Annotated in this window: 23 protein-coding genes and 1 pseudogene; 5 read left to right on the top strand and 19 right to left on the bottom strand. The window is 70.3% G+C overall.

Going from position 1 to position 25,026, the window contains the following annotated elements:
- Positions 1-267: 267 nt before the first annotated feature.
- Positions 268-1,824, top strand: coding sequence for a DUF349 domain-containing protein (locus BGP79_RS02995; RefSeq protein ID WP_076693325.1), 1,557 nt, complete (start codon positions 268-270; stop codon positions 1,822-1,824).
- A gap of 194 nt (positions 1,825-2,018) precedes the next feature.
- On the top strand, positions 2,019-2,570 hold the full coding sequence (locus BGP79_RS02990; protein WP_076693120.1) for a hypothetical protein: 552 nt from the start codon (positions 2,019-2,021) through the stop codon (positions 2,568-2,570).
- Positions 2,571-2,626: 56 nt separating this feature from the next.
- On the opposite strand, the gene BGP79_RS02985 is transcribed toward BGP79_RS02990, so the two are convergent.
- The 12 genes and pseudogenes from BGP79_RS02985 to BGP79_RS02930 all read right to left on the bottom strand — a co-directional run bounded on the left by BGP79_RS02985 (position 2,627) and on the right by BGP79_RS02930 (position 16,015).
- Entirely contained in the window at positions 2,627-4,981 is a 2,355-nt protein-coding gene (locus BGP79_RS02985; RefSeq protein ID WP_076693324.1) for a bifunctional (p)ppGpp synthetase/guanosine-3',5'-bis(diphosphate) 3'-pyrophosphohydrolase, read from the bottom strand.
- A gap of 322 nt (positions 4,982-5,303) precedes the next feature.
- Positions 5,304-6,293, bottom strand: coding sequence for a protein translocase subunit SecF (gene secF, locus BGP79_RS02980; protein WP_076693119.1), 990 nt, complete (start codon positions 6,291-6,293; stop codon positions 5,304-5,306).
- Complete coding sequence (secD, locus tag BGP79_RS02975; protein WP_076693118.1) at positions 6,293-8,068, bottom strand: protein translocase subunit SecD; 1,776 nt, start codon at positions 8,066-8,068, stop codon at positions 6,293-6,295. The genes secF and secD overlap by 1 nt, the downstream gene beginning before the upstream one ends.
- Positions 8,069-8,140: 72 nt before the next feature.
- A complete protein-coding gene (gene yajC, locus BGP79_RS02970; RefSeq protein ID WP_233121027.1) occupies positions 8,141-8,635 on the bottom strand; it encodes a preprotein translocase subunit YajC in 495 nt (164 codons plus the stop codon).
- Positions 8,636-8,898: 263 nt separating this feature from the next.
- The gene (ruvB, locus tag BGP79_RS02965; RefSeq protein WP_076693323.1) at positions 8,899-9,981 is read right to left on the bottom strand and encodes a Holliday junction branch migration DNA helicase RuvB; all 1,083 of its coding nucleotides are present in this window, start codon (positions 9,979-9,981) and stop codon (positions 8,899-8,901) included.
- Positions 9,982-10,153: 172 nt separating this feature from the next.
- Positions 10,154-10,765, bottom strand: a pseudogene (gene ruvA, locus BGP79_RS02960) (Holliday junction branch migration protein RuvA); the annotation flags it as partial.
- A gap of 105 nt (positions 10,766-10,870) precedes the next feature.
- Positions 10,871-11,518 (bottom strand): crossover junction endodeoxyribonuclease RuvC, encoded by a 648-nt coding sequence (gene ruvC, locus BGP79_RS02955; RefSeq protein WP_076693116.1) that lies wholly within the window; start codon positions 11,516-11,518, stop codon positions 10,871-10,873.
- A gap of 16 nt (positions 11,519-11,534) precedes the next feature.
- Positions 11,535-12,293, bottom strand: a complete 759-nt coding sequence (locus BGP79_RS02950) for a YebC/PmpR family DNA-binding transcriptional regulator (RefSeq protein ID WP_076693115.1) — start codon at positions 12,291-12,293, stop codon at positions 11,535-11,537.
- Positions 12,294-12,295: 2 nt separating this feature from the next.
- Positions 12,296-12,946: a pyridoxal 5'-phosphate synthase glutaminase subunit PdxT gene (gene pdxT, locus BGP79_RS02945; protein WP_076693114.1), complete on the bottom strand. Its 651-nt coding sequence runs from the start codon at positions 12,944-12,946 to the stop codon at positions 12,296-12,298.
- An 80-nt stretch (positions 12,947-13,026) separates the two neighbouring features.
- The gene (locus BGP79_RS02940) at positions 13,027-13,824 is read right to left on the bottom strand and encodes an FAD:protein FMN transferase (RefSeq protein ID WP_233121026.1); all 798 of its coding nucleotides are present in this window, start codon (positions 13,822-13,824) and stop codon (positions 13,027-13,029) included.
- The gene (locus tag BGP79_RS02935) at positions 13,821-14,405 is read right to left on the bottom strand and encodes an FMN-binding protein (protein ID WP_076693113.1); all 585 of its coding nucleotides are present in this window, start codon (positions 14,403-14,405) and stop codon (positions 13,821-13,823) included. The genes BGP79_RS02940 and BGP79_RS02935 overlap by 4 nt, the downstream gene beginning before the upstream one ends.
- A gap of 41 nt (positions 14,406-14,446) precedes the next feature.
- On the bottom strand, positions 14,447-16,015 hold the full coding sequence (locus BGP79_RS02930; RefSeq protein ID WP_233121025.1) for a ferric reductase-like transmembrane domain-containing protein: 1,569 nt from the start codon (positions 16,013-16,015) through the stop codon (positions 14,447-14,449).
- A 154-nt stretch (positions 16,016-16,169) separates the two neighbouring features.
- Here BGP79_RS02930 and asnB point away from each other — a divergent pair, with 154 nt between their 5' ends.
- Positions 16,170-18,833: an asparagine synthase (glutamine-hydrolyzing) gene (gene asnB, locus BGP79_RS02925; RefSeq protein WP_076693112.1), complete on the top strand. Its 2,664-nt coding sequence runs from the start codon at positions 16,170-16,172 to the stop codon at positions 18,831-18,833.
- A 108-nt stretch (positions 18,834-18,941) separates the two neighbouring features.
- Here asnB and BGP79_RS02920 read toward each other — a convergent pair whose 3' ends face one another.
- Genes BGP79_RS02920 through BGP79_RS02900 form a run of 5 tightly spaced genes read right to left on the bottom strand, consistent with a single transcriptional unit; the run spans position 18,942 to position 21,893 of the window.
- Positions 18,942-19,556, bottom strand: a complete 615-nt coding sequence (locus BGP79_RS02920; protein WP_076693111.1) for a hypothetical protein — start codon at positions 19,554-19,556, stop codon at positions 18,942-18,944.
- The gene (locus tag BGP79_RS02915) at positions 19,553-20,410 is read right to left on the bottom strand and encodes an endonuclease/exonuclease/phosphatase family protein (RefSeq protein WP_076693110.1); all 858 of its coding nucleotides are present in this window, start codon (positions 20,408-20,410) and stop codon (positions 19,553-19,555) included. Before BGP79_RS02915 ends, BGP79_RS02920 begins: the two co-directional genes overlap by 4 nt.
- A gap of 48 nt (positions 20,411-20,458) precedes the next feature.
- Positions 20,459-21,253 carry a glycosyltransferase family A protein gene (locus tag BGP79_RS02910; RefSeq protein WP_076693109.1) on the bottom strand — a complete coding sequence of 265 codons (795 nt, stop codon included), beginning with the start codon at positions 21,251-21,253 and terminating at the stop codon, positions 20,459-20,461.
- The gene (locus tag BGP79_RS02905; protein ID WP_076693108.1) at positions 21,241-21,660 is read right to left on the bottom strand and encodes a type II toxin-antitoxin system VapC family toxin; all 420 of its coding nucleotides are present in this window, start codon (positions 21,658-21,660) and stop codon (positions 21,241-21,243) included. Before BGP79_RS02905 ends, BGP79_RS02910 begins: the two co-directional genes overlap by 13 nt.
- Positions 21,657-21,893: a hypothetical protein gene (locus BGP79_RS02900; protein ID WP_076693107.1), complete on the bottom strand. Its 237-nt coding sequence runs from the start codon at positions 21,891-21,893 to the stop codon at positions 21,657-21,659. Before BGP79_RS02900 ends, BGP79_RS02905 begins: the two co-directional genes overlap by 4 nt.
- A 137-nt stretch (positions 21,894-22,030) precedes the next feature.
- On the opposite strand from BGP79_RS02900, the gene BGP79_RS02895 reads away from it, so the two are divergent.
- Complete coding sequence (locus BGP79_RS02895; RefSeq protein WP_143588273.1) at positions 22,031-22,792, top strand: hypothetical protein; 762 nt, start codon at positions 22,031-22,033, stop codon at positions 22,790-22,792.
- A gap of 34 nt (positions 22,793-22,826) precedes the next feature.
- On the opposite strand, the gene BGP79_RS02890 is transcribed toward BGP79_RS02895, so the two are convergent.
- Positions 22,827-23,006 (bottom strand): hypothetical protein, encoded by a 180-nt coding sequence (locus BGP79_RS02890; RefSeq protein WP_076693105.1) that lies wholly within the window; start codon positions 23,004-23,006, stop codon positions 22,827-22,829.
- Complete coding sequence (locus BGP79_RS02885; protein WP_076693104.1) at positions 23,003-24,463, bottom strand: class I SAM-dependent DNA methyltransferase; 1,461 nt, start codon at positions 24,461-24,463, stop codon at positions 23,003-23,005. The genes BGP79_RS02890 and BGP79_RS02885 overlap by 4 nt, the downstream gene beginning before the upstream one ends.
- A gap of 82 nt (positions 24,464-24,545) precedes the next feature.
- Here BGP79_RS02885 and BGP79_RS02880 point away from each other — a divergent pair, with 82 nt between their 5' ends.
- A complete protein-coding gene (locus BGP79_RS02880; RefSeq protein ID WP_233121024.1) occupies positions 24,546-24,986 on the top strand; it encodes a PaaI family thioesterase in 441 nt (146 codons plus the stop codon).
- Positions 24,987-25,026 lie beyond the last annotated feature (40 nt).

Below are 25,026 nucleotides of genomic sequence, written 5' to 3'. Positions count from 1 at the left end.
TCGGTGCCGGCTCCTGCCGAGCCCGCCGTTCCTGCGCCCTCAGCTCCCGACTCGACGCCGGCCCCCTCGGCTCCGGAGTCGACGCCGGCCCCGGCGTCCGAGCCGACGCCGGAGGCCGCACCGCAGGGCGACGACCAGCCGGTGGATCCGACCGCCGACGGCGAGGGCGAGTCCTCCTCCCTCGAGCAGCCGAGCGCCGACCCCGGCGACCCGTCCGCGGCCGCCGAGCCGGGCGTCGCTGCCGGCAGCGACGCCGGGTCCACGACGGTGAGCGACGCCGAGACCCCTGCCGCCGCCCCAGCGACGGCGGAGACCGATGCGTCCACGGGGTCGGCCGCGGAAGCCGTCGCCCCGGCGTCCGCTGCGGGCCCGAGTGCCGGTCCCGCCGACCACGCCGCGACGCCGACACCGGGTGCGTCCGCGCCCCGGCCGCCGGCACCGAAGCCGGGCGTCCCGCGCCCGGGTCCCCGGGCGACCCCGCGGCCTGGTGCACCCACCCCGGCCGCCGCCGCCGGCTCCCGTCCGGAGACGTCGTCCCTGCCGGTCATCGCGCCCCCGACGCCGTCCATGACGCCCGAGGAGGCCGCTCGCTGGGGTCGCGTCGACGCCGACGGCACCGTGTACCTGATCGTGGACGGGCAGGAGCAGACCGCCGGGCAGTACCCCGGTGCCCCCGCCGAGGAGGCCCTCGCCTACTTCGTGCGCAAGTTCGACGAGGTGCGCGGCAAGGTGGAGCTGCTCGAGCAGCGCGTCTTCGCCCACGCCCCGAGCACCGACATGCGTCGCACCATCGATCACGCCCGCGAGCAGCTCGCCGAGCGGTCCATGGTGGGCGACGTCCGTGACCTGGAGAAGCGCCTCGACGTGCTGGTCGAGAAGGTCGCCGCGCTCGAGGGCGAGGAGAGGAAGGCGCACGACCAGGCCCGGCAGGAAGCGGTGAGCGCCCGCGAGGCGATCGTCACCGAGGCCGAGGATCTGGCGGGCAAGGACCCCTCCACCGTGCAGTGGAAGGCCAGCAGCACGCGGATGAACGAGCTGTTCGACGCGTGGAAGACCGCACAGAAGAGCGGCGTCCGGCTCCCCCGCAGCGCCGAGGACGGCCTGTGGAAGCGGTTCCGCACGGCACGCACCACCTTCGACAAGCATCGCCGGGCGTTCTTCTCGCAGCTCGACGACACGAACGCGACCGCGCGGCGGGAGAAGGAGAAGCTGATCGCCGAGGCGGAATCGCTCGCCGGGTCGACCGACTGGGGTGCCACCGCCGGCGAGTACCGGCGGCTGATGGACCGGTGGAAGGCCTCGCCGCGAGCGAGCCGGAAGGACGACGACGCGCTGTGGGCTCGCTTCCGGGCCGCGCAGGACTCGTTCTTCTCGGCGCGGTCCCAGGCGAACGCGGCCGTCGACGCCGAGTTCGGGGAGAACCTGAAGGTCAAGGAGCAGCTGCTGCGGGAGGCGCAGGGGCTGCTGCCGGTCACCGATCTGGCGGCGGCGCACAAGGCGCTGGGTTCGGTCCAGGAGCGCTGGGAGGCCGCGGGGAAGGTGCCGCGCGGCGACATGCACCGGATGGAGTCGGGCATCCGCGCCGTCGAGGAAGCCGTCCAGAAGGCCGAGCGTGAGCACTGGCGTCGCACCGACCCCGAGACGAAGGCCCGCACGAACAGTGCGCTGAGGCAGCTCGAGTCGACGATCGCTTCCCTGCAGGACGACCTGAACGCCGCCGAGGCCGCCGGCGACGGCAACCGGATCGCTCAGGCGCGGCAGGCGCTGGAGGCCCGCCAGCAGTGGCTCGAGACGCTGCAGCGTTCGGCCCAGGACTTCCGCTGAGCTGACCCGGCGGCCCGACCGGGTCGCACGCGCACCACGGCCGACGGCGCCGGTGCACCCGCTCGCGGATGCACCGGCGCCGTCGTCGTCGGTGGACAGGTTGTCTTCCTCCACAGCCGATCATTCCCAGCCCGTTGTCCACAGCCGGGACGGGCGCCGGCGCTGATCGCCTGCCGCGGGCTGACACTGACGGCATGACCACGGTGCCCCTGCTCCGTCCCGGCCGCCCCTTCCGGGCGGAGGAGCTGACGATCATGACGCGCGACGGCGTGCTGCGCCGCGTCATCCGGGACGTGCACGTGGCCGTCGGGATGCCCGAGACGCTCGCCCTGCGGGCCCTGGCGCTCGACGCCCTGCTGGACCCCGTCTACCGGCGGCGTGCCCTCGTCTGCAGGGCGACCGCGGCCTGGCTGCACGTCGGGGGTCCGCCCCCGCCGGTGCTGGACGTGCTGCTGGATGCACGCCGCCGGGCTCGGCGGGCGCCGCCGGGCATGACGGTGCACGAGACGGTCTGCGCGGGAATCGACGCGGCGGTGATCGCGGGCGTGCTCACCACGTCCCTGCCGCAGACCGTTCTCGACCTCGCGCAGTACGGGCGGGCGGAGGATCTGGCGGCGCTGCAGGCGACGGTGAGGGCGTTGACGCCGGACGGGCGCGTGCAGGTGCGTGAACGCCTGGCGGCCCTGCCGCGACGTCCCGGCCGGACGGTGGCCCAGGGCCGGCTCGACGTGCTGCTTCCCGCGTGAGCCGGTGGCCCGACGATCGGGCCGGGCCGGATCAAGTCAGGCCAGGTCGAGCCGGATCAGGTGAGGCGCGCGCCGCCCGTGGTGCGGTGCACGTCGTACACCCCGTCGATCTTGCGGACCGCCGTCAGCACGTGGTTGAGGTAGCGCGGGTCGCCCATCTCGAACGAGAACCGGCTGATCGCCTGCCGGTTGGAGGAGGTATGCACCGTCGCGGAGAGGATGTTGACGTGGTTCTCGGAGAGCACGCGCGTGACGTCGGAGAGCAGACTCTTCCGGTCGAGCGCCTCGACCTGGATCTCGACGAGGAACACGCTGGACTGGGTGGGCGCCCACTCGACCTCGACGAACCGCTCCTGCTCTGCGCGCATGGGACCGAGGTTGGAGCAGTCCGCCCGGTGCACGGACACGCCGTGCGCCCGGGTGATGAACCCGACCACCGGGTCGGGCGGCACCGGGGTGCAGCAGCGGGCGAGCTTGGCCCACACGTCGCCGACGCCCTTGACGAGGATCCCCGAGTCGGAGAACCGGGGACGCTCGGGAGCGGTCGCCGAGATGGTCTCCGACACGTCCTCCTCCGCACCCTCGTGGCCGCCGATGGACTCGACCAGCCAGTCGACCACACGCCCGGCGGAGACCTGGTTGTCACCGATCGCCGCGTACAGCGCCGAGATGTCGGCGTGGCGCAGCTCGTCGGCGGCGGCCACCAGCAGATCGTGGGTGATCAGTCGCTGCGGCAGGCGGCGCTTGCGCATCGCCTTCGTGAGCTGATCCTTGCCCTTCTCGATGTTCTCCTCGCGCCGTTCCTTCGAGAACCAGGCGCGGATCTTGTTCCGGGCCCGCGGGGACTTGACGAAGTTCTGCCAGTCCTGGCTCGGGGCGGCGCTCTCCGCCTTCGAGGTGAAGATCTCCACCCAGTCGCCGTTCGCGAGCTCGCTGTTCAAGGGCACGAGCTTGTTGTTCACCCGGGCACCGATCGTGCGGTGTCCGACCTCGGTGTGCACCGCGTACGCGAAGTCGACCGGTGTCGATCCGGCGGGCAGCGACATCACCTCCCCCTTCGGGGTGAAGACGAACACCTCCTTCGCGTTGATCTCGAAGCGCAGCGAGTCGAGGAATTCATTGGGATCCGACGTCTCCTGCTGCCAGGCGACCAGGGAGCGCAACCAGTTCATGTCGGAGCTGTCGCGGCCTCCGGAGGCATCGGTGGCGAGCGTGCGGTCCTTGTACTTCCAGTGCGCAGCGATGCCGTACTCGGCGCGCTTGTGCATCTCGTGCGTGCGGATCTGGATCTCCACCGGCTTGCCGCCCGGCCCGATCACCGTCGTGTGCAGCGACTGGTACATGTTGAACTTCGGCATCGCGATGTAGTCCTTGAACCGGCCCGGCAGCGGGCTCCACCGCGCGTGCAGCGCACCGAGGGTGGCGTAGCAGTCCCGGACCGAGTCGACGAGCACACGGACGCCGGTCAGGTCGTAGATGTCGTCGAAGTCGCGACCCTTGACGATCATCTTCTGGTAGATCGAGTAGTAGTGCTTCGGGCGTCCGCTGATCGAGGCGCGGATCCGTACGGAGCGCAGATCCTCGGCGATCTGGGCACTGACGGAGGCCAGGTTCTTCTCCCGCTCCGGGGTGCGGTCCCCCACCAGCCGGACGATCTCCTCGTACACCTTCGGGTACAGGGCGGCGAAGGAGAGGTCCTCCAGCTCCCACTTGATCGTGTTCAGGCCGAGCCGGTGGGCCAGGGGCGCGAAGATCTCCAGCGTCTCCCGCGCCTTCCGGGCCGAGGACTCCGGCGAGACGAACCGCCACGTCCGGGCGTTGTGCAGGCGGTCGGAGAGCTTGATCAGCAGCACGCGGATGTCCTTGGACATCGCCACGATCATCTTGCGCACCGTCTCCGACTGCGCGGACTCACCGAAGGTGACCTTATCGAGCTTGGTGACGCCGTCCACGAGGCGGGCCACCTCCTCGCCGAACTCCCTGGTCAGCTGCTCGATGGTGTACTCGGTGTCCTCCACCGTGTCGTGCAGCAGGGCGGCGGCCAGCGTGGACCCGGTCATGCCGAGTTCGGCCAGGATGGTGGCGACCGCCACCGGGTGGGTGATGTAGGGATCGCCGCTCTTGCGTTTCTGGCCGCGGTGAGCGCGTTCGGCGACCGCGAAGGCTCGCTGGATGAGGTCGAGATCCTCGCGTGGATTGTTCGAGCGGACGGTGCGCATCAGCGGCTCGAGGATCGGCGAGTAGGACGCGTTCGACCGTCCGGTCAGGCGCGCGATGCGGGAGCGGGTGCGCTCACGGCGCCCGGCCACCGGGACGGTCGTGGCGGGCCCGGGATGGGCGCCGGCCGGATCGCGGGGCGGGGCCGTCGGTGTGGTCTCCAGCGTGACGGGCGCGCCGGACTGCACGGACATGGAGCCGGGGGTCTGACTCTTCTCGGACACGGCCACCTCCCTAACTCGGGCAGCGGGGGAACGGCCGCCGACGACGTGGGACGGTCGGGCGCGTCACCGCGCCGACCGTCCGCGAGAACGGTGGTGACAGTTTATGCCCTCGCAACGCAAACGTTTACTCTGCGGCGTTCGGCGCGACTCGCGGCGCCCGGGCGCCCCCCGACCGCCGTGCGTCGTCACGCAGCGGGCCGGACGAGCGAGCAGGTGGGGACGACCCGACGAGCCACGCTGAGCCGCGGACGGCCCGCGACGGCCGGCACCGGGCGAGCCGGTGCCGGCATCGTCAGGCGGTGGCGGTCGTCGCGCGCCGGTCGGCCACGCGCTCGGCCTGGTGCACCAGCTCGGTCTCCCGCGACCGCAGCGCGGCGTAGAGCGGGGCGGCGATGAACAGCGTGGTGAGCGTGCCGAGGATGATGCCGATGAACAGCGAGAGGGACAGGTCCTTCAGCGTGCCGGCGCCGAGCAGGAACGCGCCGATGAAGAGGATCGCCGCGACCGGCAGGATCGCCACCACCGAGGTGTTGATCGACCGGACCAGGGTCTGGTTGATGGCGAGGTTAACCTCCTCGGCGAAGGTGCGCCGGGTGTTCGTGGCGATGTCGTCGGTGTTCTCGCGGATCTTGTCGAACACCACCACGGTGTCGTACAGCGAGTAGCTCAGCACCGTCAGGAAGCCGATGATCGCCGACGGGGTGACCTCGAAACCGCTGAGCGCGTACAGTCCCGCGGTCACCACCATGACGGTCATCAGACCGCCGAGCGCGCCCACGGACATCTTCCACGTGCGGAAGTAGAACGCCATCAGCACGGCCGCGATCACGACGAAGATCACGAGGCCCTGCAACGCCTGCCGGGTGACGTCCGCACCCCAGGTCGGTCCGACGAAGTTGGACGTGACCTGGCCCGCGGGCACCTCGTACGCGCTGCGGAGCGAGTCGCGCACCTGCAGCGTCTGGTCGTCGGTGAGTCGCTCCGTCTGCACGCGCATGGTGCCCGGCGCGATGTTGGTGACCCGCGCGTCCTTGCCGCCGGCGACCGAGTCGACGGCCTTCTCCCCGCGGTCGATGTCGGTGTGCGTGGTCCCGGAGACCGTGAACTCGGAACCCCCACGGAACTCGATGCCGAGGTTGAAACCGCCGCCGATCACCGGCACCAGGATGGAACCGATGATCGCGATCGCCGCGATCAGGAACCAGATCCGGCGCTTGCCGACGAAGTCGAAGGATCGTCGACCGCTGTAGAGGTCGTTGCCGAACCGGGAAAAACTGATCATCACTCGTCCTCTCCGACAGCGGTGCTGCCGGCACGATCCTGGGAGGCGCGGGCCCCGACACTCTGTTCGGCCGCGCGGCGCTCGGCGATGGTCATGCGCCGCTCCGCCTCGCGACCGGCACCGGCATTGCGGCCCTTGCGCGCGACGGTGCTGCTGCCGGCTCCGACCCCGGCCAGCACGGGCTCACGGAACCGGCCGGCACCACGGTAGAACGGCACCGCCCCGAGCCGCTCCGGGTCCAGCCCGGACCAGCGGTGACCGCCGCCGAAGAAGCGGGTGCGTGCGAGCAGCACCATCGTCGGGTGGGTGAACATGAACACGACGATCAGGTCCGCCACCGCGGTCAGGCCCAGGGTGAAGGCGAACCCGCGGACGTTGCCGACCGCCACGAAGTAGAGCACGACCGCGGCCAGCAGGTTGACCGCCTTGGAGGCGAGCACCGTCCGCTTGGCCCGCTTCCAGCCGTGGTCGACGGCGGAGATCACCGATCGGCCCTCGCGCAGCTCGTCACGGATGCGCTCGAAGTAGACGATGAAGGAGTCCGCGGTCTGGCCGATGGCCACGATCAGGCCCGCGACGCCGGCCAGCGAGAGCCGGTAGTTGGCGGTCCAGCCGAGGATCGCGATGGCGAGCCAGGTGAGCACGCCCGCCACCACGAGGGAGGCGATCGTGACGAAGCCCAGCAGCCGGTACTGGAACAGCGAGTAGACGCACACCAGGGCCAGGCCGATCAGGCCCGCGATGATGCCCATCATCAGCTGCTGGCTGCCCAGGGTCGCGGAGATCTGCTGCTCGCTCTGGATCTCGAAGCTGATCGGCAGGGCGCCGTACTTCAGCTGCTCGGAGAGCGCCTTCGCGGACTCCTGGGTGAAGTTGCCGGTGATCTGCGGCTTGCCGTCGGTGATGACCGCCTGCGTGGTCGGCGCGGACAGCACCCGGCCGTCGAGGACGATGGCGAACTGATCCCGCGGCGACGCGTTCTTGAGACCGAACAGACGCTGCGTGACGGTGCGGAACTTGTCGGTGCCGGGACCGTTGAACTGGATGTTGACGGCCCACTGGCCGGTGTTGGCACCGTTCGCGCCCGTCGTCTGGCCGAAGCTGGCCGTCTGGATGTCCGCGCCGGGAACCTCGACGGGGCCGAGGATGTACTTGCCGCCGGTGGCCGCGTCGCACGCGATCGCTGGCTTCGTCGGGTCGGTCGGCGGCTGCTGCTTCGCCGCGGCCTCGGGCCGGCAGTCCTTCGCCTCGAACGCCCGGTAGACCGCCCCGGTGATCCAGTTGGTGTCGCTCGCGTTGGTGGGCTTCGCCTTCGGCTTCGGCAGCGCCGCGTCCTTCGCGCGGTTCGCACCGGTGACCGGGGCGCCGTCGCCGACCTGGAGCACGGGGCGGAACGTCATGTCCGCCGACGCCTGGATGAGTTCGCGGGTCTGCGCGCTCGGCGTACCGGGCATGCTGACCACGACGTTGCGGCCGGACTGGGTGCTGATCTCGGCCTCGGCGACGCCGGAGCCGTCGACGCGCTGGCGGATGATCTCCACCGCCTGGGCGAGCTGTTCCTCGTTGATCTCCGTGCCCGACTGGGTGCGCGGTGCGAGGATCATCTCGGTGCCGCCCTCCAGGTCGAGGGCGAGCTTCGGTGCGGCGCTCGCCTGACCGGTCAGCGCGCCGCCGGTCAGCACCGCGCCGAGCGCGATGAAGAGGACGGCCAGCCAGATGATGGTGCGACGGGCACCGGACACCGTCCGGTTCGTGCCAGCCCGGTTATTTGCCATGGGGGGAGGTTCTCCTGCGGACGCGACACCCACCCGCGGGGTGAGCGCGGTGCGGTGGGTGCCGGCGTGGTGTCAGCGGTTGTTGTTGTCGTTGCGCTCGTTGAGACGGCGCAGCGTCTCCTCGGGCGTCTCCGCGCGGGTGGCGGGCGCACCGTAGCCGACCGAGTCATCGTCAGCATGCGCGTCGGCAGGCGCGTCGACGCGCGGACGCTCCGGATCGATCGAGGCGTCGAACGGCTCGGCGGCGGGGGTCTCACCGGTCTCGACACCGGCGGCGGTCGCCCCGGCGTCGGCACCGGCGGGCGCTGCCGGGTCGAGGATCTTCGTCACGGACTGCAGGTGCACCGTGGCGGTGTTGCCGGGCGAGAGCTCGAGGACGACCTTGTTCTCGGCCGCGTCCACGGACAGGACGGTGCCGAACAGGCCGTAGCTGGTCATGACCTCCTGGCCGGGCGCCATCGACGACTTGCGCTCCTGCGCCTCGGTCTGGGCCTTCTTGTTGCGGCGGAACATCGTGAAGATCAGGAAGACCAGCACGACGATCATGATGAGGAAAAGGGGATCCACGGTCCTGAGAGTCCATTCGTCGAGTACAGGATCACGCCGTCCAGCGGCGAGCACCCCTGATGGTCGCACGGCAACCTGAACGGGCGCGCAGTGGCATCACGAGTGTCGGGCCAGTCTAGGCCACCGGGCAGGAGCCCGCTGGGGCGGCGCGCTGACGTGCACGCATCCGTCTGGACCAGTGCACCCGCGTACCCACGGCGCCGGCGCGGAGCCGGTCAGTCGTCGAGCCGGTCAGTCGTCGAGCCGGTCAGTCGTCGACCGAGTCAGTCGTCGAGCTCGTCCCCGCGGAAGAGCGGTGCCGTCCCGCCCGCGGAGGGAACGTCCTCGTCCAACCGTGCCGAGAGGGACGCCGCGGCATAGCCGGCGGGCGGTTCGATGCCGAGGTGCTCGTAGGCGGCGGGCATGGCGATCCGCCCGCGCGGCGTGCGGCCGAGCAGGCCCTCGCGCACCAGGTAGGGCTCGGCGACGGTCTCGACGGTCTCGGTCTCCTCCCCCACCGCGATGGCGAGGGTGGACAGGCCGACCGGTCCGCCGTGGAACTTGCTCACGAGGGCGTGCAGCACGGCCCGGTCGAGCCGGTCCAGTCCCCGGGCGTCGACCTCGTACATGTCCAGCGCCGCGGAGGCGGACCGGGCGTCGATCTGGTCGATGCCGTGCACCAGGGCCCAGTCGCGGACCCGGCGCAGCAGCCGGTTGGCGATGCGTGGGGTGCCCCGGGAGCGCTTGGCGATCTCGGCGAAACCGGCGGAGTTGACCGCGAGGTCCATCAGCCCGGCCGAACGCCGCAGCACCCGTTCGAGCTCGTCGACGGCGTAGAACTCGAGGTGTCCGGTGAACCCGAAGCGGTCGCGCAACGGCCCCGGCAGCAACCCGGCCCGGGTGGTGGCGCCGACGAGGGTGAACGGCGGCAGATCGAGCGGAATGGCGGTGGCGCCGGCGCCCTTGCCCACGATGATGTCCACCCGGAAGTCCTCCATCGCCATGTACAGCATCTCCTCGGCGGGCCGGGACATGCGGTGGATCTCGTCGAGGAACAGCACCTCGCCCTCGCTGAGCGAGGAGAGGATCGCGGCGAGGTCCCCGGCGTGCTGGATGGCGGGGCCGGACGTGATCCGCAGCGGGGCGTTCATCTCGGCGGCGATGATCATGGCCAGCGTCGTCTTGCCGAGACCGGGCGGGCCGGAGAGCAGCACGTGGTCCGCGCTGCGGCCACGCAGCCGCGAGGCCTCGAGCACCAGGGAGAGCTGCTCGCGTACCCGCTTCTGCCCCACGAAGTCGTCGAGGCTCTTCGGCCGCAGCGCGGCCTCGATCATCCGCTCCTCGGGCTCGCCGTCGGCGGAGACCATCCGGGCTCCCGCGTCGGCGCCGGGGATCTCAGCCACGTCCGGCCGCCACGGTGTCGTCGTCGGCGGTGGCCGTGGTCGCCGTCCGGGCGCCGCGCGATCGGCTCGTGCGGGTTCCGGCGGTCGGTGAACCGGTGCCCGTGGTACCGGCGCCGCCTCCACGCGGGGCGCGGGGCGCTCGGCCGGTGTCCTGACCGAGCCACCGCAGGGTCAGGCGGAGGATCTCGGCGACGTTGCCGCGCGCCGCGACGTCGGGCTCGTCCGCGGTCGCGGCCTCGAGCGCCGCCGTGGCGTCCTTCTCGGTCCAGCCGAGTCCGGTGAGGGCCTGGAGCACCTGCGGCTGCCACACCGGGCCGGCCGATGTCGCGGCCGTGTGGGTGGCACCGGTGGGCACCAGCTTGTCGGCGAGTTCGAGCACGATGCGGCGGGCGCCCTTGGGCCCGATGCCGGGCACCTTGCTGAACGCCTTGTCGTCCCCCGAGGCGGCGGCGACGCGGACGGCCTCGGGGTCGTGCACGGCGAGGACGGCCAGCGCGAGGCGGGGGCCCACCCCGCTGACGCCGAGAAGGGTCTCGAACACCTCGCGGTGGTCGGCGTCGGGGAAGCCGAAGAGCGTCATCGAGTCCTCGCGCACGACCATCGACGTCGCGACGGACGCGGTCTCCCCCGTGCGCAGCGAGGCGAGGGTCTGCGGGGTGGCGTTGACGAGCATGCCGAAACCGTTGACGTCGATCACGGCGGAGGTCAGGCCGACGTGGGTCACGGTGCCGCGCAACGAGCTGATCACGGGTCACTCCTGCCGGGTCGAGGCATCGAACATATCTACGAACACCCTACGGGAGCGGACCGACGGCACCCGGCATCACCACGCGCGTCGCGTCGGGACCCGGTCCTACCGGTGTCGGCGGCCGTGACCGGCCTGGCGGGCGCTGGCCTCCGCCTGCACCCAGAGCTTCTGAGCCGCCGTGAGGCTGCCGGCGGGCGTCCGTTGTCCCGCCCGGGCCGCCGCGGCCGCCCGCGACTCGGACCCCGAGGCGGCGGACGACGTGGCGACGGCGCTCAGACCGGACCGCCACGCGTGGGTGATGGCCAGGGCCAGGGCGTCGGCGGCGTCCGCGGGCGTCGGCGCCTCGGGCAGCCGGAGGATGCGCACCACCATGCGGGCGACGGACCCCTTGTCCGCCTGCCCGTTGCCGGTGACGGCGGCCTTGACCTCGGTCGGCGTGTGCAGGCCGACGGCGATCCCCCGGCGGGCGGCCGCGGCAATGACGACACCGGAGGCCTGCGCCGTGCCCATCACGGTGGAGACGTTGAGCTGGCTGAACACCCGCTCGACGGCCAGCACGTCCGGGCTGTGCCGGTCGAGCCACTGCTCGACGGCCACGTCGATGGCAAGCAGCCGACCGTCCAGCGGGGTGTCCGCGGGGGTGCCGACGACGCCCACCTCGACGAGGGTGGCGCGGCGGTTCGCGGTGACATCGACGACGCCGAGCCCGCAGCGGGTGAGGCCGGGATCGACCCCGAGGACGCGCAGGCTCACGCCGTCGGCCGTCCCGTCAGTCCTCGGTGTCCAGCTCGGCCAGAACGGCCTCGCTGAGGTGTGCGTTGGAGTAGACGTTCTGTACGTCGTCGAGCTCCTCGAGAGCGTCGACGAGGCGCAGGAACTTGCGGGCAGCATCGCTGTCCAGGTCCACCTGCATCGACGGGAGGAACTCGGCCTCGTCCGTCTCGTACTCGATGGACGCCTCGGTCAGGGCGGCGCGGATGGCCGGCAGGTCGCTGGCCTCGGAGATCACCTCGAAGCTCTCGCCCTCGTCCTTGACCTCCTCGGCACCGGCGTCGAGCACGGCGAGGAGCACGTCGTCCTCGGCCAGGTCGTTCTTCGGCAGGCGGACGACGCCCTTGCGCGTGAAGAGGTAGTTGACCGACCCCTGGTCGGCCACGGTGCCGCCGTTGCGGGTGATGGCCACGCGCACCTCGGAGGCGGCGCGGTTCTTGTTGTCCGTCAGGCACTCGACCAGCAGCGCCGAGCCCTGCGGGCCGCGCGCCTCGTAGAAGATCTCCGAGTAGTCGATCGTCTCGCCGGTCAACCCGGCACCGCGCTTGACCGCACGGTCGATGTTGTCGTTGGGGACCGAGTTCTTCTTGGCCTTCGAGACCGCGAGCTCCAGCGCCGGGTTGCCGGACGTGTCCGGGCCACCCATGCGCGCCGCGACCTCGATGTTCTTGATGAACTTGGCGAACGCCTTCGCGCGGCGACCGTCGATGACGGCCTTCTTGTGCTTGGTGGTCGCCCATTTGGAGTGGCCCGACATGCCTACGCTTCTCCTCTGATGATCCGGATGAACAGGTCGTGGATGCGCCGCTCGCCGGTGACCTCCGGATGGAAGGACGTGGCGAGGAGCTTCCCCGACCGCACTGCGACGATTCTACCGGCCGTGTCCTGTACCTCCGGGTCCGTGGGACCGTCGGGGTGCTGGGCGGGCGCGTCGGACGGCGTGCGGGCGAGCACCTGGACGCCGTCGCCGACGTCCTCGGCCAGGGGGGCGCGGATGAAGACGGCGGGCACGTCGCCCACGTCGGTGAAGTCCAACGTCACCTCGAAGGACTCCCGCTGGCGGCCGAACGCGTTGCGCCGCACGGTCATGTCGATGCCGCCCAGGGTGCGCTGCGGGTCGCCCTGCCGATCCCGGGCCGGGTCGGCGACGCGGTCGGCGAGCATGATCATGCCGGCGCAGGAGCCGTAGACCGGCAGACCGCCGGCGATGGCGTCCTGCAGCGGCGCGGCGAGGTCGAACGCCCGGGTGAGCTTGTCCATCGTGGTGGATTCCCCGCCGGGGATGACGAGCCCGTCGAGGCCGTCGATCTCCCGGGGCCGGCGCACGAGCACGACGTCGGCGCCCAGTTCCGTCAACACCCTCGCGTGCTCCCGCACGTCACCCTGCACTGCCAGTACGCCGATAGCCACCTCGCCATCCTAGGAGCGTGGACGGCCGCTCCCGGGCACGGGTCCCCGGTCGCCCCGCGGACGGGCGGCGTGGGGACGCCTCAGTCGGTGGTGTTCGCGACCCGGTAGGCGGACCACTCGGGGCCGGCCTGCGCGAGCGCCTGCGGCTCGATGAAGCACGCCGTCGCCCAGACGTCCACCCACGTCAGGTCCGGCCCGACGACGGTCACCGACGTGGGGCCGCCGGCGGCCGGGGCGCCGGTGCGCGGGTCCGTGATGTGGTCACCGCGTGCCGCGGTGCCGGAGGTGGCCAGGGCGCCCTCGGTCACGGTCACCACGGTGGCGAACGCGCCCGGCGTGCCCGGCTTCTCGACGCCGATCCGCCAGTGCGGGTCGACGAGGGAGGCCGCCGGCCCGCGACCGCAGACCAGGTCGCCCCCGGCGTTGATGCTGAAGGCGATGCCCGGGACCCCGCGCAGGTGCGCGGCGGCCCGCTCGACCGCCCAGCCCTTGACGATGCCCGTCGGGTCCCAGCCGCGAGTGCCGTCCGGCCCGGTCAGGTCGGTGGTGAACAGGCCACCGGTGGCGGCGGCGGTCCGCTCGGTGAGGCTCCGGACCTCGGCGAGCCACGTGTCGGCCGCGTGGGCGAGCTCGCCGCGCCGTATCCGGCTCAGCTCGCTGTCCGGGCGCCACAGGGAGAACACGGCGTCGGCGCGCTCGAGGTCGGCGAACAGGGCGTCGACCGCGTCGTCGATGTCCCGACGCGCCGGGTCGACCGCCCGGACATGCACCGAGACGGGCAGTCCCATCACCTGACGCACCCAGGCCCGGACCGTGCGGACGCTGCCGGGCAGCACCGCGGGCAGGCCGAACGGGGCGGCGGCGATCGCGGCGCTCACGAGAGGTGGGCCTGGTCGAGGGCGGACTGCAGGCTGCTGATGTAACCGTCGGAGGTCACGGTGGCGCCGGAGATCATGTCGATGTTCGCGCTCTGCGCGGTGACCACCTCCTGGTTCAGGGCGGGGATCGCGACGGCGTTGATCTCCTGGTCGCGCCCGTTCTCCTGCGGGTAGACGACGGCCTCGGCGGCGGTGACCTTGCCGTCCTTGACGGTGATCTGCACCTGCACCGGCCCCCAGCGGGTGTCGACGGCGTCGCCGGTGTAGGTGCCGGACGCCGTCGAGCTCGAGGTTCCCGAGGAGGATGACGATCCCGAGGTGCCGGACGACGACGAGGAGTCGCTCGATCCCGCGGCCGTCCCGGAGGACGAGCCCGAGTCCGTCGAGCCGGACCCGGAGGACCCGGAGGACGTCGACGAGCTGCCCGACCCGGTGGATCCCGAGCCGGCCGACGTCGTCGAACGCGTCGTGTCCGGGGCGATCGCGGCCGACGCGGAGACGGCGCTGGTCGAGGTGCGGTAGCTGAAGAGGAGGACGAAGACGGTCACCGTGACGGCGGCCCAGAGGACGATGCGGCGCATGAGGGGAACTCCTGGAAGGAAGGGTGCCGGAGAAGGCGGGGTCAGTACTGGAAGCGTTCGAGGTGGATGCGGTCGGCGGGGACCCCGGCGTCGAGCGCGGAGGCCCGCACCTGCTCCATCCAGTCCGGCGCCCCGCAGATGAAGACGTCGTGCTCGGCGATGTCGGGGCACAGGTGCAGCAGGGCGCCGGTGTCGTCCCACGCGTCCGCCCAGCCGGGCAGCCAGCTCTCGCGGGCCCGATTGCGCGGCCCGGCGAGCCGCACGTAGCGCGCTCCGCGGCGTCGAGCGTTCGCGTCGATCGAGGCGGCCAGCGTGGGGTCCTGCTCGTTCCCGACGCGGTGCAGGACCGTGATGTCGCCCGGCGCCTGGGCCATCCCCTCGAGCAGGGACTTCATCGGCGCGATCCCGATGCCGCCGCCGATCAGGGTGACCTTCCGCTGCGTCCGCACGCCCGGGTGCAGCCGCCCGTAGGGGCCCTCGATAAGCACCCGGGTGCCGGGCCGCAGCCGGGCAAGGCGGGCGGTGCCGTCCCCGGCCCGGCTGGCCGTGAACTGGAGGGTGGCGCCGTCGGGTGCGGCGGAAAGGGAGAACGGGTGGGCCCGCGTCCAGCCCGGGCCGTCGAGGAAGCGCCACTGGAAGAACTGACCGGCCTGCGCCTTCAGCCGGGCGACACCGGGGCCGCCGACGACGACGGTCGTGGTGGTCGGCGACTCGGGGCGCACGTGCACGACGCGCAGCGGTGATCGCAGCGAGCGCCACAGCGGGACACCGATCCGGTAGACGAGCACCGCGCCGGCGCAGACGATGTACAGCCCCCACCAGAAGACGGTCGCGATGGGCGAGGACAGGAAGTCCTGCCCGGTCCACAGCTGGTGCGGCAGCGCCAGCCCGACGCCGAGGTAGGCGTAGAGGTGGATCAGGTGCCACGACTCGTAGCGCAGGCGGCGGCGCGCGGCCCGGTAGGACGTCACGACCACCATGCACAGGGCCGCCGTCCCGGCGATCGCGAGCAGCATCCCCGGGTAGTTCAGGGTGAAGTCGACGATGGTCCCCCACAGCCCGGCGGGCGAGCCGGCCGCGTACCCGAGGGTGATGAGGACGATGTGGGCGAGCATCAGGGTGAAGGACGTGAACCCGACCAGCCGGTGGGTCCGCGCCAGGGCGTCCTGGCCCCAGGCCTGCTCGAACCACGGGATCCGCGCCATCAGGAACACCTGGACCAGCAGCAGGGCCGAGGCGATCAGCCCGGTCAACCGGCCGGTGGACATCAGCGCCCCGGCGAGCGTGCCGAGCAGCTGGACGCCGCCGCCGGACACCCACAGGGCGACCACGATCAGCAGCACCGCCCACATGGCCAGCACCGACGCGTCGCGCCACCACAGCGGAGGGTGGGAGACGGCGCCGACCGGCACGACGGGGGCGCGACGGGGGCGCATCGGGCCGTCGGGGACGCCCCGCCGGCCGGTCCTCGTGCGGGTCGTCTCGCCCGTCATCGTCGCCGTCATCGTGCCCGGAGCGGCCGGTGCACCCGTCCCCGGCCCCGTCGTCGCCGGCTCGATCGTGCGCAGCTCGATCGTCCGCTGAGGGCGCGTGGGCTGTTGTGTGGTCATGTCACCACTGTCGAGCGTCGGGCTAGTACGGCGATGTCGTCCACCTGTGCGGAACCTGTGCGAGTCACGGGACGGCGCAGCACCGCGCCCCGCTAGCATGGTCAGCTGAACCGTCAGCTTGAAATCGTGCGTCTTGAGGATGAGGTCTGTATCTATGTGTGGAATCGCCGGTTACTACGGTTTCGGTGACGACCGGGACCTGCTGGGGGCCATGAACCAGTGCATCGTGCACCGCGGTCCCGACGGCGAGGGTTACGCCACCGAGGGCCAGGTGGGCCTCGCGCACCGCCGGCTCTCCATCATCGACGTCGCGCACGGCCAGGAGCCGATGTACAGCGCCGACGGCCAGGTGGTGCTGATCTACAACGGCGAGGTCTACAACTACCTCGACCTGCGCGCCGAACTGGAGGCCCTGGGCCGGACGTTCAGCACCGTCTCGGACACCGAGGTCGTGCTGCAGGCCTATGAGGAGTGGGGCGACGACGCGTTCGACCGCTTCAACGGCATGTTCGGGTTCGCCATCCACGACCGCCGCAACAACCGGCTGGTCCTGGCCCGCGACCACTTCGGCATCAAGCCGCTCTACTTCGCGTCCTTCACCGAGGGCGGCGAGAAGAAGCTGCTGTTCGCCTCCGAGATCCGCCCGATCCTCGCCGCCGAGAAGCTGGAGCGGAAGGTGAACGAGCGGATCCTCTACCGCTACCTGCAGTTCCGCATCCACGACGAGGAGGCGGCCACCTTCTTCGCCGGCATCGACAAGCTCCTGCCCGGGCAGAAGCTGGTCCTGGACACGACGACCGGTGAGCACGAGGTCTCGATGTTCACCCGGCTCGAGCAGGAGCTGGAGGAGCTCTCCTCCGTCGAGCGGCCCTACGACCAGGGCGTCATCGACGAGTACCGCGAGCGGTTCACCGAGGGCGTGCGGCTGCGGCTGCAGTCCGAGGTGCCGGTCGGCACCGCCCTCTCCGGTGGCCTGGACTCCTCCGCCGTCGTCGTGACCATCAACAAGCTCATGCAGGAGAAGGCCGCCGCGACCGACTCGCTCGGCGCGAAGCAGCAGACGTTCTCCGCCGTCTTCCCCAACTCGATCAACGACGAGGAGAAGTACGCCGACGCCGTCCTCGCCAGCGTCGAGGGCAACGTCGACAGCCACAAGATCCTGCCGAAGGCGCACGAGTTCGCCGAGGACCTGATCGACTTCGTCCGCACCCAGGAGGAGCCGATCATTTCCTCGGGCCCCTACGCCCAGTACCGGGTGATGCAGAAGGCGTCCGAGACCATCACCGTGCTGCTCGACGGGCAGGGTGCCGACGAGATGATGGCCGGATACATCCCCTACTACTTCGCGTACCTCGGTCAGCTGCGCAAGAACAAGCAGTGGGACAAGCTGGCGAAGGAGATGGCCAACGCCACCGACATCTTCTACCGGCTCGGCCGCTTCCGTTTCCAGTCGAAGCTGACGCTGAAGAAGGACGTGGCCATCGGCTCGCTCCTGAAGAAGGAGTGGACCAGCCGCTTCGCCGGTGAGACCTACCGGGTGATCGGGGACAACCTCAAGCTGCGCCTGATCGACGACCTGTTCCGCAAGTCGCTGCCCTCGGTGCTGCGGTACGAGGACAAGAACACGATGCGCTGGTCGCTCGAGGGGCGTGTGCCGTTCCTCGACAAGGAGGTCGTGAAGTTCCTGTTCTCGCTCTCGGACGAGGCGATCATCAAGGACGGCTGGAACAAGCGGATCCTGCGCGACGCGACCCGCGGCCTGCTGCCCTCGATGATCAGCGACCGGCGGAACAAGATCGGTTTCACCACCCCCGAGGCGGAGTGGTTCAAGCTGATGAAGGAGCGGATCTACGAGATCTTCCTCTCCTCATCCTTCGAGGACCGGCCGTACTGGGACCAGGACGCCGTGCTGTACGCGTTCGAGGAGTACCTGCAGGATCGCAACGGCGCCTCGACCATGGTGTTCTGGCGGCTGCTGAACGTGGAGCTGTGGCTGCGCGAGTTCATCGACGGCGCGCCGGCCCCGAAGGCCGGCAAGGTCGACAAGACGGACTACGAGCCGAATCCCGGCAAGCAGCTCGAGCTGACCGTGCCGGGCGGCCACACGTTCCGCCGCTACCCGCTGCGCACCGACATCTTCTACCGGGACACCGACTTCGAGCCGGCCGTGCTGGGCTACGTGTCCCGCTTCGTCGACGGTCTCGGGGACGCCGGTGACGACCACGCCACCGCAATCAACAACTCCCCGTGGTACCTGTTCGTCTCGGAGAAGATCGTCGCGATGACCCAGGGGCGTTCCATCCCGGTGTGGGACATCAAGGTCTCCCCCGCCGCCCGGATGCTGTCGAAGGCCGTCGTGCGCAACCCCGGCGGCATCGGCCTGGCCAGCCCGTGGTCGATGCAGCTGGCGATCGACGAGGTCGGCCTGCCGCGTATCCTCTACGCCTCCGCCCGCTCCGTCGTCGGCAAGTTCCAGGGCAAGAAGGGCGTGTTCTACGAAGTGGCCGGCGGCAACATCAACGCCATCGACGGCGCCGCCGGGTACCAGGTGGGCACCTCGACCCACTCGGTCAAGCTCGCCCCGAAGGACCCCGACGCCGTCGCGGCCCGGCTGTCGCAGCTCGTCCGGGAGACCGTCCCGGCCCAGTACGCGGCGACGTTCGCCGGCACGGCCATCATGGACGCCAACGACCTCGGCGTCGTGTGCCTCGGGCAGGACACCGACCTGGACAGGGCCACCGTCGAGGCGATCTTCAAGGACAACCCGCAGGGCCAGACCACCGAGCAGACCCCGATGTCGATCGTGGTCTCCCGGTAGTCACGCGTTCGACGTCAGACGCTCCACATCGAAGGGCGGGATCCGGTGCGCCGGGTTCCGCCCTTCGTCGTTCTCGGGTGCCTCGGTCGTTCCGGGTATCGCCCGGTGTCAGCGGTGCAGCGAGGCGGGGGCGCGAAGGGCGTCGCGCACGGGGGCCCGCAGCAGCGGCACCCGGGCGAGCACCAGGCCGGCGATGATCGCGCCGAGGCCGCCCATCGTCATGTCCCCGATGGTGTCGTCGTAGGTGACGTAGATCTGGGCGGTGATGAAGGTGCGGCCGAACCACTCGACCATCTCCCACACCGCGCTCATTCCCAGGCCGATCGCCGCGGTGAGCACGACGGGCGCGATCGCCCGCACCCCCGCGGCGCGCGGTGTCGCGACGATGCCGAGCTCGGCGAGCAGCAGGTAGGCCGCCGCGCTGACGACGCCGGTGCAGACCAGGTGCACCGGGATGTCCCACCAGTCGACGGTCGTGTACAGGTCGACGACGTTGCTCCACCCGGCCACCAGCAGCGCCGTCCCGTGCACCAGGTCGAAGCCCGAGCGCACCCCGAGAAAGCGCGGGGCCACCAGACCGGGCAGCACGAAGGCGAGGATGCCGGCGTCGGTCAGGCTCCAGCCGATGCCGGCGACCACGATGCTGAGAACGCCGATGACACGCAGAGCGTCGGCGAGGATCTCGCCCAGCGTGGCGGGCGGCCGCAGGAAGTTCTCGATCATGACGACGCGCCCGGCCCCGCTACGCCCGACTCTGCCGCACCCGGCAACCGCACAACGACCTGCAGCGGCAGGTGGTCCGAGGGCCACACGCCGTCGGGACGGTGCGCGTTCAGCCCGGCCCGCGAGACGTCGATGTCCGGCGTCGTGACGATCCAGTCGATCCGCCGCCCGCCGGCCCGGGGCTGACGGTAGTTGGGAAAACTCCCCCAGGGCGGTGTCACGCGGACGGCCGCCTCGCGCCAGGCGTCCTCGAGCGCGTCGTCGGCCAGCAGCATCTCGATCGCGGCCGAGCCCTGACCTGCGTTGAGGTCCCCGGTGATGACCGCCGGCAGCCCGTGGCCGGCGACGGTCTTGCGCACCGCCTCGGCCGACCGGACGCGAGAACGCGGCGCCAGGTGGTCGAAGTGCGTGTTGACGGCGAGGAACGTGACGCCGGTGGCCCGGTCCCGCAGCTGGGCGATGACCATCACGCGGGGCACCAGGTTGCCCCAGGACGTCGAACCCGGCTCGTCCGGGGTGTCGGAGAGGGCGGCCTGTTCCCAGCTCACCAGCTCGACCCGGTGCGCGTCGTAGTACAGCGGGCACCCCTCGCCGGTCCCGTCGGCGCGCCGCCCGTGCCCTACCCGGCTGTAGCGCTCGCCCAGAGCCTCGCTGAGCGCGTCCGCCTGGTCGGACATCGCCTCCTGGATGCCGAGGACGGTGGGCCGTTCAGCGGAGACGAGCGCCTGCACCGCCGGCCGCCGTCGCGTCCACCGATCCGCCCGCCGCGGGGTCATGCTCAGGCGCCGGCGGATGTTGAAGGTCATGACATGCACGTCGGGGGGCACCGGCGGCCCGATCAACGCGTCACTCATGACTCCACGGTACGACGGGAACCGCCCGATGTCTCGGTAGTCGAGACGTCAGGTGGTCGGTGCCGCTCGGTGCGATCCTGCTAGCTCGTTTCCGCGCTGCCGGAGGCTCCGCAACGACCGGGCCGGCTGCCGGTCCTGCGGCCAGTGCACCACGACGGTGCGCATCCCGCGCCGCAGGCGGTGGGCGAAGGCGCGGCCGCTGAAGAAGGGGCGCATCGACATGCCCATCGAGGCCGTCGGCAGGTAGCGGATGCGGTGGCGTTCGCCCAGGTGGAAGGCCAGATCGAGGTCGTCGTGCAGCAGCGGATCGTCCCGGTGCACCGTGTCGCGGATGTCGCGCCAGGCGGCCCGGCGCATCCCGAGATTGGAGCCGAAGAGCGGGAGGTGCCCGAGCGCCGGGATCGAGGCCAGGGCATAGGCGCCCAGATAGACGACCGCCAGGGAGGTGCGCAGCGACGGGGGGCCGTCGATGAACCGCGCGGGACCGGTGAAGGCCGCCACCTCGGGGTGGGCGGCGAAGGCATCGACCATCGTGGCGATCCACGTCGGGGCCGGCAGGCAGTCGGCGTCGAGGCGCAGGATCAGGTCGCCGGTGGCGGCGTCGTAGCCGGTGGCGCTCGCGGCAGGAATGCCCGGGGCGCGGCACGGGAGGACGCGAGCACCGGCGCGACGGGCGATCTCGGCGGAGTCGTCGGTCGAGTTGTTGTCGATCACGACGATCTCGTCGGCGCGCCGCGACTGCAGGGCGAGGGCGTGCAGGCACACGGCCAGGGCGACGGCGTCGTCCTTGACGGGAATGACGACGGAGACGGTGAGGGGGTCGGCCCGCTTCAGGTCAGCCATGGATCGATCACCGTCAATCCCTCGATGTCCCGGAAATCTTTGACGTTGCGAGTCGCGAGGTCAGAGGCCAGAGCCAGGCAGATTCCGGCGATCTCCGCATCGGCGAGGCTGATCGTCCGTCCAGCCGCTTCAGCTTTGACGAGAAGCCGCGCGGTCGCCCGTGCCGCGGATTCGTCATACGGCAACACGCCATCGGCGTGATGATCGATGATCGACTGCCAGCGGCGGGCCAGATCATCCCGCCGGTGGCCCTGCGGCAGCCGCCCGATGCCTCGCTCGATCTCCTCGACCGTGATCGCGGTGATGCCGACCTCATGACGAGCCAAGGCCTCGGACCAGGCGACCACGGCACCGTCGGGCTCGCGCCGCATCAACTCCGAGACGACGTTGGTGTCCGCGATGATCACCCGAGATCCACTGGCCGCGGGAGATCAGATCGACGGGCCGGCTCGAGGTCGACGGCGTGACGCACATCGAACTGTTCGAGCACCGCCGTCAGGATATTTCCCTGCGTCTGCCCGACGGCACGGTCGAGGATGTCCCGAACCTCTGCCTCGACAGACCGGCCGTTTCTCGCAGCCCGCTCGCGCAGCTTGTCATGGGTGACGCCCGCCAGTTTGCGGACCGTGATCGTGGACATCGGCACCTCCAGAAGATGACAGCAATGCTATCAAACGACGAGTTGGGTGGACCTGGTCATTTGCACTTCGTGAGTTGTTGTCAGTGGTGAGTGGCACGTTGATCAGGGTCAGGTAACACGTAGGAAGGCGCCGCGACATGTGGGACGCACTAAAATCGATTCCGGCATCGATGAGGAGCTGGCAGGACAATCGAGAGCAGGTCTACAACGTCGTCGCAACTCTGGCGGCAACGCTGGTCATCTCGGCAACGGTGACGGGGTCGCGGCCCTCAGATGTTGTCGCCGCGGTCGCCGACAGCGTCGGTTTGACGTCCGTGGATGTGTGGCTACGATCTGGGGCTCCCCCTTTCATCTCCGCCAGCATGAGGCAGCTGCATGACGGCATGGTGATCGCGACGGTGCTTCTGTTCGTGTTTATGGCGCTCGTGCCGGTCATGCAGACACGTCATGATGACGAGCAACTCCTGGGGTTGCGGCTCATTCGCCTGCTGGGGTCGCCTGCCGCGTCGACTCTGTGGATTCTCTTGCTCATCGCAGCTCAGCATGGAAGCCTGCGGTCGGATCTCGCCGCTTGGCGGAGCACCCTGTCGGCGATAGCGGCTTGGGCGGTGGCCGGAGTCATCCTGGCGTGCGTCGCCTATGCTTCTGCGCGTCGCTCTCGCGCCCAGGACCTCATTCGGCCCCTACTCGCCGCTCCGATCCGCGCGTCCTGGCGCCTTCTCCTGGGTGCCTCCACAGCTCTCATCGCTGTCCTCCTGGCTGCCATCGCCTTTCCGCTTGCGGTGGCAAGCTGGATGTGCGCTCTCGAATCGGACAGTGCTCGCCGTTCGCGGCGGCAAGCAGATGAGACACTCGCGCAACTCTGGCAACCGCCTTCTGGCGCGAAGCCGATGGCGTGAGTGAACTCCTTGGTTGGTCGGAATGGTGTCGTCGTCAGGCCACTCCGGCGGGCACCGCATTCGCCTTGACGCCGCGCAAGATGCCGACGATCTCGATCACTTCGGCGTCCGGGAACAGCATGTCGGGTCCGGTCGGCGCGTAATCCGTGAACGGCGACTCGAACAGCCGTTTCGGCTCGACAACGCCGTTCGCCGTCAGCTCGTCGACGATCACGAGAGCATCGCCTTCAACTCGGCCATGCCCTGCGCGATCTTCGCCTCGAGCTTCTCGATGTCCGCGATGATGTCCAGCGGCGCCCGGTGCTCGATCTCGTCGTACTCGATCTCCTTGTACCGGTTGAGCGAAAGGTCGTAGCCCTGCGCCACGATGTCGGCCTTCGGGACGCAGAACGATTGATCGGTCCGTGCGCGGTCGCGCTCCGTCGTCGTCCGGTTTCCCCATCGCTGGAGCACATCGGGCAGGTCGTTCGCCTCGACAGGGTTGCGCTTGTCGTCGAGCGAGAAGCCGCCGCCGCGCACGTCGTAGAACCAGACGTCGTCGGTGCCGCCGGAGTCCGTGCGAGTGAAGAACAGGATCGCGGTCGACACCCCGGCGTACGGCTTGAACACGCCGGACGGCAGCTTGACCACCGCGTCGAGCTTCTGCTCTTCCACCAGCATGGTGCGCAGCTTCTTGTGCGCGGTGGACGAGCCGAACAGCGCGCCGTCGGGCACGATCACCACGGCCCGCCCGCCAGGCTTGAGCAGATTGAGGAAGAGCATCTCGGTCTTCTTGGTCTTGATCACCCGCTGGAGGTCCTTCGACGTCGACTCGTAGTCGAGCGACCCAGCGAACGGCGGATTGGCGAGGATCAGCGAGTACTTCGCCGTGTCCGCGGCCGCTCCCTCGGAGAGCGAGTCGCGGTAGCGGATGTCCGGTGACTCGACGCCGTGCAGCAGCATGTTCATGCTGCCGATGCGCAGCATCGTGGAGTCGAAGTCGTAGCCGTGGAACATCGATCGGTGGAAGTGCCGACGTTGGGTGGCATCCGTCAACGCGTCAGGATGCGTTTTCCGCACATGCTCGGAGGCCGCCACGAGGAAGCCGGCCGTGCCGCACGCCGGGTCGCAGATCTCGTCCGTCGGGGTCGGCGCCGTCATCGCAACCATCAACTCGATGATGTGCCGGGGCGTGCGGAACTGACCGTTGACCCCAGCGGAGGCGATCTTGGAGAGCAAGTACTCGTAGAGATCCCCGTTGGTGTCCCGGTTCTCCAGCGGGATGGTGTCGATCATGTCGACGACCTTGCTGAGCAGCGCCGGCGTGGGGATGGTGAACCGTGCGTCCCGCATGTGCTCCGAGTAGGTCGAGTTGTCGCCACCGATCTGCTGACCCAACTGCTGCAGGAAAGGGAAAACCTCGCGGCTGACGACCCGGTACATTGTCTCGGCGTCGTCGTCGCGGAAGCGCGACCACCGCAGGTGGCTCTGACCAGGCAGGAACGTCGGATCCTCAATCACCCCACCGGTGAAGCTGGCTTTCTTCTCGGCCAGCTTCTGCAGGTCGTCCAGCCGGCGGATGAACAGCAGATACGTGATCTGCTCGATCACCTCCAGCGGGTTCGAGATGCCGCCGGACCAGAACGCGTCCCAGACTCGGTCGATGGTGCTCTTCAGTTCCCCAGCGATCACAACGGTCCAATCTAGCGGAGACCGGGTGCCGGACCGGCTAGCCTGACGCCACCCCACGACAAGTCGAGCCAGGAGACCACCCATGACCACGAACCGCATGCCCGACATGACCCTGACCAGCGCGAGCGCCTTCGTCGCGGCCTCCGGCCTCGTCGTCGACGACGTCACCGACACCACCGTGCGGGGTCATGCCGACCTCGGTGAGGACCAGCACACCCCGTGGGGCGTCGTGCACGGCGGCGTGTACGCGACCATCGTCGAGAGCGCCGCCAGCATCGGCGCGAGCCATGCCGTCGCCGATCGCGGCGAGTTCGCCGTCGGCGTCCACAACGCGACCGACTTCCTCCGGCCCAGCACCGGGTGCCGGGCGACGGTCGAGGCCGAGGCGCTGCACCAGGGACGGACCCAACAGCTCTGGCAGGTCGTCATCACCGACGCCGGGACGGGCAAGGTCCTCGCCCGCGGTCAGCTGCGGGTGCAGAACGTCCCGCTGCCGACCGCACCACCGGCGGCAACGCCGTGACCCTCGCCGCCGTCACACGCCCCCGGTTCCGTCAGTGGCC

The sequence above is a fragment of the Tersicoccus sp. Bi-70 genome (assembly GCF_001968825.1).
Classification (GTDB): Bacteria; Actinomycetota; Actinomycetes; order Actinomycetales; family Micrococcaceae; genus Tersicoccus.
The sequence above is the reverse complement of the archived record's forward strand: the minus strand, read 5'-3'. Positions and strand labels throughout refer to the sequence as shown.

What these genes read in the sequence shown, in the direction of transcription:
- BGP79_RS02990 (WP_076693120.1), top strand. Translation starts at nt 2,019, where the DNA reads ATGACCACGGTGCCCCTGCTCCGTCCCGGCCGCCCCTTCCGGGCGGAG.
- BGP79_RS02985 (WP_076693324.1), bottom strand. Translation starts at nt 4,981, where the DNA reads ATGTCCGTGCAGTCCGGCGCGCCCGTCACGCTGGAGACCACACCGACG.
- secF (WP_076693119.1), bottom strand. Translation starts at nt 6,293, where the DNA reads ATGATCAGTTTTTCCCGGTTCGGCAACGACCTCTACAGCGGTCGACGA.
- secD (WP_076693118.1), bottom strand. Translation starts at nt 8,068, where the DNA reads ATGGCAAATAACCGGGCTGGCACGAACCGGACGGTGTCCGGTGCCCGT.
- ruvB (WP_076693323.1), bottom strand. Translation starts at nt 9,981, where the DNA reads ATGGTCTCCGCCGACGGCGAGCCCGAGGAGCGGATGATCGAGGCCGCG.
- BGP79_RS02950 (WP_076693115.1), bottom strand. Translation starts at nt 12,293, where the DNA reads ATGTCGGGCCACTCCAAATGGGCGACCACCAAGCACAAGAAGGCCGTC.
- BGP79_RS02935 (WP_076693113.1), bottom strand. Translation starts at nt 14,405, where the DNA reads ATGCGCCGCATCGTCCTCTGGGCCGCCGTCACGGTGACCGTCTTCGTC.
- BGP79_RS02930 (WP_233121025.1), bottom strand. Translation starts at nt 16,015, where the DNA reads ATGACCACACAACAGCCCACGCGCCCTCAGCGGACGATCGAGCTGCGC.
- asnB (WP_076693112.1), top strand. Translation starts at nt 16,170, where the DNA reads ATGTGTGGAATCGCCGGTTACTACGGTTTCGGTGACGACCGGGACCTG.
- BGP79_RS02920 (WP_076693111.1), bottom strand. Translation starts at nt 19,556, where the DNA reads ATGATCGAGAACTTCCTGCGGCCGCCCGCCACGCTGGGCGAGATCCTC.
- BGP79_RS02915 (WP_076693110.1), bottom strand. Translation starts at nt 20,410, where the DNA reads ATGAGTGACGCGTTGATCGGGCCGCCGGTGCCCCCCGACGTGCATGTC.
- BGP79_RS02910 (WP_076693109.1), bottom strand. Translation starts at nt 21,253, where the DNA reads ATGGCTGACCTGAAGCGGGCCGACCCCCTCACCGTCTCCGTCGTCATT.
- BGP79_RS02900 (WP_076693107.1), bottom strand. Translation starts at nt 21,893, where the DNA reads ATGTCCACGATCACGGTCCGCAAACTGGCGGGCGTCACCCATGACAAG.
- BGP79_RS02895 (WP_143588273.1), top strand. Translation starts at nt 22,031, where the DNA reads ATGTGGGACGCACTAAAATCGATTCCGGCATCGATGAGGAGCTGGCAG.
- BGP79_RS02880 (WP_233121024.1), top strand. Translation starts at nt 24,546, where the DNA reads ATGACCACGAACCGCATGCCCGACATGACCCTGACCAGCGCGAGCGCC.